Consider the following 8,825-nt stretch of genomic DNA (forward strand, 5'->3'; position numbering starts at 1 on the left):
TTCTGTCCCAAAATGTGCTGAAAAACTGAATAAATTCATATCTAATTGTTTGATTACTACAAATATACAAAAGTTATGATAAATTACGGATATTCATTAAAAAAAATTATAATTTTTATTATTGTACGCTATATTTGCAATAATTGATTGGTATAGGTCTTCAAATGTAGTACATGTTTGTTGTATAGGCAATAATTAAGTAGCCATGTACCGTTTTATATTCGGCTCATTCATTACGTTTTTCAACAAAAAATCAAATCTGATAATCCTTTCTTAGATCACGCACTCAACTCCTTCGCTAACATCTCCGCTTGCTTTAATACTGTTTCCGTAGCCAGCAATTGCATATCTGGTGGATAACCATATTTACGCAATAATCGTTTTACAGCTACTTTCAACTTTGCTCGCACGCTCTCTTTGATGTTCCAATCAATGCTTGCGTTTTGTTTTATTGTATTGGTTAATTCAACCGCAAGTTCACGTAACTTTTCTTGCTGAAGCAATTCTTTAGCACTATCATTATTAGAAACTGCGGTATAAAATGCATATTCATACTCCGTTAATCCCAATTTTTGGGGCTCACTATCCATTTCTACAATATTCTTACTTAAATGAATTAATTCATCAATCACCTCTGCAGCTGTTAGAATCTTATTATGATAACGGTTGATGGATTGCTCCAGCATTTCCAGCAATTTCTTACTCTGTACCAAATTGGTTTTTGCTCTCGATTTTATTTCATCATTCAATAATTTTTTCAAAACTTCCAATGCCACATTTTTATGTTGCATATCTTTCAATTCCATCAAGAATTCATCAGACAAGATAGAAATATCAGGTTTCTTAATACCTGCTGCATCGAAAACATCAATCACTTGATCGGATACCAAAGCCTGATCAATTACTTGTCGAATGGTTGTTTCAATTTCTTCATCTGTTTTACAAGGCCCCGTACTATCAAACTTTGCTAACCTTGCTTTAACGGCTTGGAAAAATGAAATTTCATCTTTAGCATCCATCGCTTGATCGTGTGGTATCGCAATAGCAAAGGCTTTTGATAAAGAGGTTACTTCATCAATATATCTTTTCTTACCATTTTCTAAACCTAGAATATGATCTTCTGCAGCTAATATCATCGACAGTTTTTTTGATGTATCAGCATCAAAATAATCTTCATAAGGGAAACGATGATACATGGCAGAAATCACTTCAATTTTTTCTAACATAAAAGCTACCGCCTGTTCTTGTGCCACAGCAGGATCTCCTTTACCTCCTGCATCGGAATAGAAAGCCAACGCTTTTTTCAAATCGGAAGCAATTCCTAAATAATCAACGATTAAACCACCTGGCTTATCCTTATATACACGATTTACACGAGCAATCGCCTGCATAAGGTTATGCCCTTTCATAGGTTTATCGATATACAACGTATGCATACTTGGAGCATCGAAACCTGTTAACCACATATCACGAACAATAACCAATTCTAATTCATCATTAGGATCTTTCATACGTTCGGCTAACATTCTACGTTGCTCTTTGGTCGTGTGGAATTTAGCCAATTCAGGACCATCAGAAGATGCAGAAGTCATAATAACTTTTATCTTTCCTTTTTTCAAATCGTCCGAATGCCATTCAGGTTTTATAGCAATAATCGCATTGTACAAATCCGCCGCAATACGACGACTCATTGACACGATCATTCCTTTCCCTTGAAACACTTCCTGGCGTTGAGTAAAATGACCGACAATATCAGCAGCTATATTTTGAACACGTTGTTTCCCACCAATCAAGGCTTCTAACTGAGTCCATTTACTTTTGGCTTTTTGAGTGGCTGTTAAATCTTCCTGATCCAATTCATCATCCAGCTCATCTACTAATTCCTTTCCTTCTTCGGTTAATTTTACCTTCGCCAATCGGCTTTCATAGAAAATACGAACTGTTGCTCCGTCTTCTACTGCTTGAGCTATATCGTAGATATCTACATAATTACCGAAAACTGCTGGTGTATTGACATCCGTACTTTCAATTGGTGTTCCTGTAAAACCTAAATACGTCGCATTAGGTAAGGCATCACGCATATATTTTGCAAATCCATACACGATTTTTTTACCAATTACATTTCCCTTTTCATCCTTATCATCAACCGTTTTAGCACTAAAACCATACTGTGTACGGTGTGCCTCGTCTGCTATGACAATGATGTTTTCTCTGGCGGATAATGTTTCAAAAATATTTCCTTCTTCGGGTTGAAATTTTTGTATCGTCGTGAAAATTACACCACCTGAATTTACCTTCAATAAGTCTTTCAATTGTTTGCGATCCGTTGCCTGGACAGGATCTTGACGCAATAATTGTTTCGAAGCCGCAAAGGTGTCAAATAATTGATCGTCCAAATCATTACGGTCCGTTATCACTAAAACCGTTGGATTATCTAAGGCTAATACAATTTTACCTGTATAAAACACCATAGATAAGGATTTACCGGAACCTTGTGTATGCCAAACCACACCACCTTTTCGGTCGCCTGCAGGTTGGTTTTTAACGCCTGGTAAACCGTAGCTTTCAGGAGACTCCATTACTAAATTCCCTAATGTTTGTTTTGAAACAAAACCAGAAGCTCTTTTAGTAGATTCTACCGCACGATTTACGGCATAATATTGATGATAAGCTGCTAATTTCTTTACCGTTTGTACGGTAACAATTCCACCTGCATCTTCTTTTTTGAATTTCTCAAAAACCACAAAATGTCTCACCAAATCCAATAATACGCTTGGTTGTAACATTCCTTTAATCAATGTTTCTAATTGGCTGATTTGTTTAGAAGCTTCGGAGATACCATCTGTAGTTTTCCAAGCCATAAAGCGACTCAAACCTGCTGAAATGGTTCCTGCTTTTGCTTCCAACCCATCCGAGATAACAGAAAATGCATTAAAGGTAAACAATGAAGAAATCATTGCTTTGTAGGTTTCTATTTGTCGGAAGGCAGATTGAATGGTGGTTTTATCATCCGTAGCGTTCTTTAACTCAATCACAACTAATGGTAAACCATTGACAAAAAGAATGATATCTGGTCTTTTATTTACTCCGTTTTCTACGATAGTAAATTGATTGACTACTAAAAATTCGTTGTGTAATGGATTTTCAAAATCAATTAAAAACACACGATCCCCACGTTCCTGTCCATTCACACGTTTGGTTACCGGAATACCTTCGGTTAACAACCGGTGAAAGCTTTCATTGTTTGATAACACATCAGGCGAAGCAATACGCAAGATTTGCTTTACAGCATCTTGTTGTGCATCAAGAGGAATGGTTGAGTTGATACGACGAACCGCATTTTCTAAACGTTGTTTTAAAACAACCTCTTCAAATGATATTCTTTCCGTACCTCCTTCATCAGGAGCTAACTGAACCCCATTGATATAGGTATATCCTTGGTGTTCTAATAATGCTATAGCGAGTTGTTCTATTTCGTTTTCGGTCATGGTTGGTTAGCAATTAATACTTAGAATTTCATTTCGTTCAGATAATACTTTTACAATTTCGTAATAATGCTCAATAATTTGTTTAATATTCCATTTATTTTCTTGTGTAATTGAATACATAATTTTTCTTTTAGGAGTCAAGGTTCCATTTGAATAACGTGGATCTGTAGCTTTGTCCCAGGCTGAACGATCATTCAATTTTGAATTTGCTCCTTTACTGATTAAACATAAATTTCCTAAACAATGTAAAATCACATTTTTATCTATATCAGTAGTTGTAAGTAAATCTTGTTGTGCTTGAGGAAAATGGTGTTCTACGGAATTTCGATAAGTAAAATCAAAATTTGGTAAAATACCATAATCAACTTCGTTCCATACTTGATTTACCCACAATAAATAATCAATAAAATTAAATATAAAATGTGGTGTATCAGTACCATTCCAATAAACATTTTCTTGAGTAAAATCACTTTCTAAATCGCTAGAAAGGAAATCTACAATATCTAGTTTTTCAAATTGTTGAAGTGCAAAAGCTTCTATTTTTTTTATATATTCAGCCGAACTAATATTTAAGGATGATGGGGTTGATGGGTCAAACAAACTTAAAATATACTGCAAGTAATTTTTGTTTTTTCGTTGTCTGTAAGTTACTTGTAACATAGACAAAAGCTTTACAATTCTTTCTTGATAAGATAGATTATCCTTGGTTTCCGTAAAAGAATTTACAAACTTTAATGTTCTATAATACTTAGCATATTTTTGTCTATTTTGCCAACGCATCACAGGTTTTTTCAATATCCATCTTGCGCCATTAGCTTCTTCATCCCATGCATCATTATTTTCTAATCCAGCAGTAGATTTAACGATAAATCGGTCAAAAACTACACGATAGAATAATAATTGTTGTACAAATTCTAAAGGTGTAACTGTTTCTAGTACATTGTTAGGTATATCTTTAAATATTTTTAGTAATTGATCACTACTCAATGGTATATCCACTTGAGCATACACTAGTTTTAAAACATGAATTAAAAAATTACTAAAATCAATTATTGAAGTGTACGTAACATCTTCATCTAGTTCATCTTCATGTTCAAGTAAAGCGTCGCTTCGTAATTTTTGATTTGGATTCTTTAATATATCTAGTATAGATGAGGCTACCACATTATCAGTGTGATAGTTTAACTGCATAATTTTTTTCGGGAAAACAGCATCGTATTCTTCACCAAATAATATCAAACGTTCATCTGGTGTAAAAAACTTTTGTACAGGCCGATTCATTTCTGAGCAAGCATCCCACACCTTTCCAAATAGGTGTCGTTGTTTGGCGTTTTTGATTTTGGTCATTAGTTGAGCTTTGATAATCTCATGCTCTTCTAATTGCTTTCCACGGTTATTCATTATTTCAAAATAACTAGCTACATCCGTATCTTCGGGCATTACCACCTCTACTAATATGACCTTCTGAAGTATGTAATCTATAAAAGAATCTATTTCGTCATTTTCAATAAGATTATGAATTGCTAAAGTTGACTCAATATCACTTTCTAATTTGGTATTGAGAATCGTATTGATAGCTTTAAGGAAATTAATCAGATTGGCTTCTGATATCTCTTGATTGGAAGCTTTAAAAGCTATTTGTTGTCTTCTAAGATTGGTAAAAAATGAAACTACTTCTGGTCTTGAATCGTATGCTAAAGGATAAATGCGGTTTATCTCTTTCCAAAGCAAACTAAGAATAATATGTAGTGTTGTTAATCTTTGTTGCCCATCAATCACTTCATAAATTGACGCTGATTGTCTTTTAAATACGATTAAACTTCCTAGAAAGTAATCTTGCGTTTTATCCTTATGATAACTTTCGTAGATATCTTGAAGTAATTGGGTAATTTCATCAAATCCCCAATTATAGTTTCTTTGATAAATAGGTATGATATAAGGCTTTGTGACAATATCTAAGATTGGCTTGGCCATATTAAGAGATCTCGAAGTTGTGCTCATTAGTACATTTCTACTTTTAGGTGTTGATCAAAAAACTGTTCTACGATTTCATTATTTCCGTTATCTTTTTTCTCAATAGGTTGCAAAGCATACTCGCGTATAAAACGTAAGTCTAAAATGTCTTTCGCATTGCAAATCCCAGTAAATAATGAGGTAGGAAGTTTAGCCACACTCGCATATTTTACAAACTTTTTCTCTAGTCGAAATCTAAAAACACAAGCGTATAATAGTTTATAATATTTATTTAATCCAAGTATGCCAAAACGATCGAATAGACACATGATTAACGACTTATACAGTTCTAATAAATACTCATCTCCTTTTTTTCTGAATTTTGTGCAATATTCCTTGTAAAAAGTGCGGAAATCTTTTATGTCTTCATTATCCGAAGTAGCCTCAAACAAATATTGATACATCCTTACATAAGCTTGTATATATTCAAAAAAATGATCGCCATTTTTGATGCGTTGGGTTATTTCGAAACCAATTTCATATTTTTCTGTAGGAAAACGTCGTACCATATCTTCATTCAATATGGAGCTTTGATACACATAATTTTCAAACGGATACAATAGTTTGGTAACGGAGCTTCCTTTGAATTCTTTAATATGCTTTTTGGTGAAGGCGTATGCCTCTTGATTATTAGACCAAACACGTGTACGATACAATTGTTCGTGTATCACTTGTTCTAGATAGTCTTTGTGCTTTTCGTTACGAGCGCTAGACTCCCAATTTTTATCAATTTTTATTTTTTCATCTTCAGGTAAATGATACAGGAAGCGCATATGATACGCTTTCAATAGATTATAGGCTTGAAGTGTTAAGCCGCGACCATTTTGACTATCAAATATTTGAAAAGCCGTAGAAATATCGTTTACTTTGAGTACAGTTACCGAACAGTGGTTGAGGATATAGGCGTACAATTCGGAAGGCTCTATTAATTCTTCTTCTATCCATTGGCGAAGTTCATTACAATTGTTTAGAATGTTTTGAGCAGAACTTTGATGAAGAAATTGTTTTTCGCTTAAAAAAGAGCTACAGCATAAATTAGCTGTTTCTTCATGATTGAGCATATATAATAACAAAGACAAAGTGGTAAGACGTTGTTGCCCATCCACAATTTCTAATTTTCCACTGTCTGCGTTTTCATGTAAAATGATAGTGCCTATTCTATAGTCTTTTCTGTCATGAGCCAAACTCTGTAAAATATCATCCCACAACTGGCGCAATTCTTTTAATTGCCAAACGTAGGGGCGCTGATAATCTGGAATTACCAATTCTTGAAAAGGTAATTTCTTAATAAATTGTACCGTCGCTTGTAAAGTACTCATGTTTTCTTTGGTTATTCTTTGGTTAATCGCTTTAAGGCGCCGCATTTTCACACAGCTCCTTTATGCTTTTACACCTTCACCCTCACTTCGCCACTCATTAACTTAGGCAATAAGGTATCGCGAAGTTGAGTTAGGGTTTGGATTTTAACTCTCAATTTCGTTTTCAGTCATTTCTCCTATTCTTTAATTGAATATTTTTTTTCTCTTAATTACAGCAATTTGCCGTATTCTTTGCCTTGTATAAGTCAAGCGTTAAGAATTCTATTTCGTTTTCGGTCATATCATTCGTTGGAGTTATTAAAGTTTAGTTTGTGAAAAAACTGCCTTCCTTGTGAATAATGTATGATTTCTTTCTTTTGCAAACGTCCAATAATTATAGCAGGATGTGTATTGAATTTCTTAGCATATTCCACAATTTCTATCTCTGTGAGATCTTCATTTTTCAAAACTTCATTTTCCTGCTCCTCAGAAAACGTCCATTTTACAGCAAAATCATCGGCTTCCTGCTCTTTCTGTTTATCATAATCAGAATATTCTATATCTTCTAAAAAGATTTCTTTTTTACCGTGTAATAAAACGTGTCCAACCTCATGGAAAAAGGTAAACCAGAAACGATCGTTTTGGTTATAACGTCCTGTTAGTTGGATTACAGGATGATTATTTATCCAACGAGTTGCTCCGCTAATAGGTGCTTGTTTTACACAAGGCGTATAAATAATTTTCACACCCGCTTTTAGACACAATTGCTGTAATTGCACAAAGAAATCCTGTGGATGTATTGCCATTACTTTTTTAATTTTAGGCAATTGCTCTAGCAACAATTGCTTATCAAAAGCTGGCGCTTCCATGCTATTGGCTTGTAGTTCACCTTGACGTATCCAAGCTGATAAGGCATGGGGGTTTTTAGTGTTGTGCAATGAAATTCGAAAAGCAACTTTTAATTGTTGCTTATAGAAATATTCTTCCCAAGCCTCTGAGGAACTTAATCCGAAATACTTAAATAAGTGAACAACTTTTTCTTCCACTTTTCGCGTAGGTATTATCCAACCTAATTTTGCCATTTCGACATAAGGAAATTGAGCAGCCCAATCTTTTGCTAAGTCAATAACAGATTGTCGCTTTTGACGAGCAATATATTCGTCATACTCATATTGCTGTTTTAACCAAAAACGGGCAGGAATTTGCAATACATCTTCAAATAAAATAGCCATATCAGAGGTAATCGCACTTTCTCCTTTGAGTACCGCATTAATGGTTTTTTCTGGTTTACCTGTCCGAATAGCAAATTCTTTAGGACCCATGTTTATTTCTTCTAATTTCTCAGCTAAAGTTTCTCCAGGATGGAATGCGATATCTAGAATGAATTCATTTTGTGGTATCATAATTTACTTCTTTAAGTGTTATTAATGATAATCTTTAATTTCAATAACCTCTACTCCAAGTATTTCTACCCAAATATATTTACCGTGTTCGTCTGTAGGAATAGGGTTTTCATGTGGTTTGAAAATTAAACGGTAGGGATGGTCTAAGTCGCATGCCCATTGCCCTTTTCTGTCACCAACGAGTTCATGGAACCGTCCTGGCAAATGCCTTACGTCTTCTAATGTTTCTGCAACCCTCAAATCAGATAAACGTTGAAGTAACTTTTTACCTCTAAGCTGCCCTAATTCCTGAAAACATTTTCTTTGATCGTTAGCTATCTTTCTTAATTTTTTATCACCAAATGATATATCCACTGCAAAGATACAATTTTTAAATTATTTTAGATAACACTTGCTGTCAATTATTTTTCACAAACTTACACCTTCACCCGCACCTCACCACTCATTAACTTTGGCAATAAGGTATCGCGTATTTGGGTTAGGGTTTGGATTTGTTCTCTATTAATTTCAATTTTTGAATACAAATCAATAGCGTCCTAAATAAAAAAATAAGAAGGAATTAAAGTAACTCAAAGTATCTTTGAGGTTGTACAACAAAAAAACCTTCTTATGGATTCAAAATT

Annotated in this window: 5 protein-coding genes; all 5 read right to left on the reverse strand. The window is 34.1% G+C overall.

Features of this window, described 5'->3' with window-relative positions; genetic code table 11:
- Positions 1–278: 278 nt before the first annotated feature.
- On the reverse strand, positions 279–3,488 hold the full coding sequence (locus IV513_RS14150) for a type I restriction endonuclease subunit R (RefSeq protein ID WP_209391208.1): 3,210 nt from the start codon (positions 3,486–3,488) through the stop codon (positions 279–281).
- 6 nt (positions 3,489–3,494) lie between these two features.
- The gene (locus tag IV513_RS14155) at positions 3,495–5,462 is read right to left on the reverse strand and encodes a DUF262 domain-containing protein (protein WP_209391209.1); all 1,968 of its coding nucleotides are present in this window, start codon (positions 5,460–5,462) and stop codon (positions 3,495–3,497) included.
- Positions 5,463–5,488: 26 nt separating this feature from the next.
- On the reverse strand, positions 5,489–6,820 hold the full coding sequence (locus IV513_RS14160; RefSeq protein ID WP_209391210.1) for a DUF262 domain-containing protein: 1,332 nt from the start codon (positions 6,818–6,820) through the stop codon (positions 5,489–5,491).
- A 281-nt stretch (positions 6,821–7,101) separates the two neighbouring features.
- Positions 7,102–8,202, reverse strand: a complete 1,101-nt coding sequence (locus IV513_RS14165; RefSeq protein WP_209391211.1) for a HigA family addiction module antitoxin — start codon at positions 8,200–8,202, stop codon at positions 7,102–7,104.
- Positions 8,203–8,223: 21 nt separating this feature from the next.
- Complete coding sequence (locus IV513_RS14170; protein WP_209391212.1) at positions 8,224–8,556, reverse strand: type II toxin-antitoxin system RelE/ParE family toxin; 333 nt, start codon at positions 8,554–8,556, stop codon at positions 8,224–8,226.
- Between the last annotated feature and the right edge of the window lie 269 nt (positions 8,557–8,825).

This window comes from Chryseobacterium sp. RR2-3-20 (assembly GCF_017808115.1).
Classification (GTDB): domain Bacteria; phylum Bacteroidota; class Bacteroidia; order Flavobacteriales; family Weeksellaceae; genus Chryseobacterium; species Chryseobacterium oryzae.

Excerpts from the sequence above, each read along its gene's own strand:
- IV513_RS14150 (WP_209391208.1), bottom strand. The coding sequence starts at position 3,488 with ATGACCGAAAACGAAATAGAACAACTCGCTATAGCATTATTAGAACAC.
- IV513_RS14155 (WP_209391209.1), bottom strand. The coding sequence starts at position 5,462 with ATGGCCAAGCCAATCTTAGATATTGTCACAAAGCCTTATATCATACCT.
- IV513_RS14160 (WP_209391210.1), bottom strand. The coding sequence starts at position 6,820 with ATGAGTACTTTACAAGCGACGGTACAATTTATTAAGAAATTACCTTTT.
- IV513_RS14165 (WP_209391211.1), bottom strand. The coding sequence starts at position 8,202 with ATGATACCACAAAATGAATTCATTCTAGATATCGCATTCCATCCTGGA.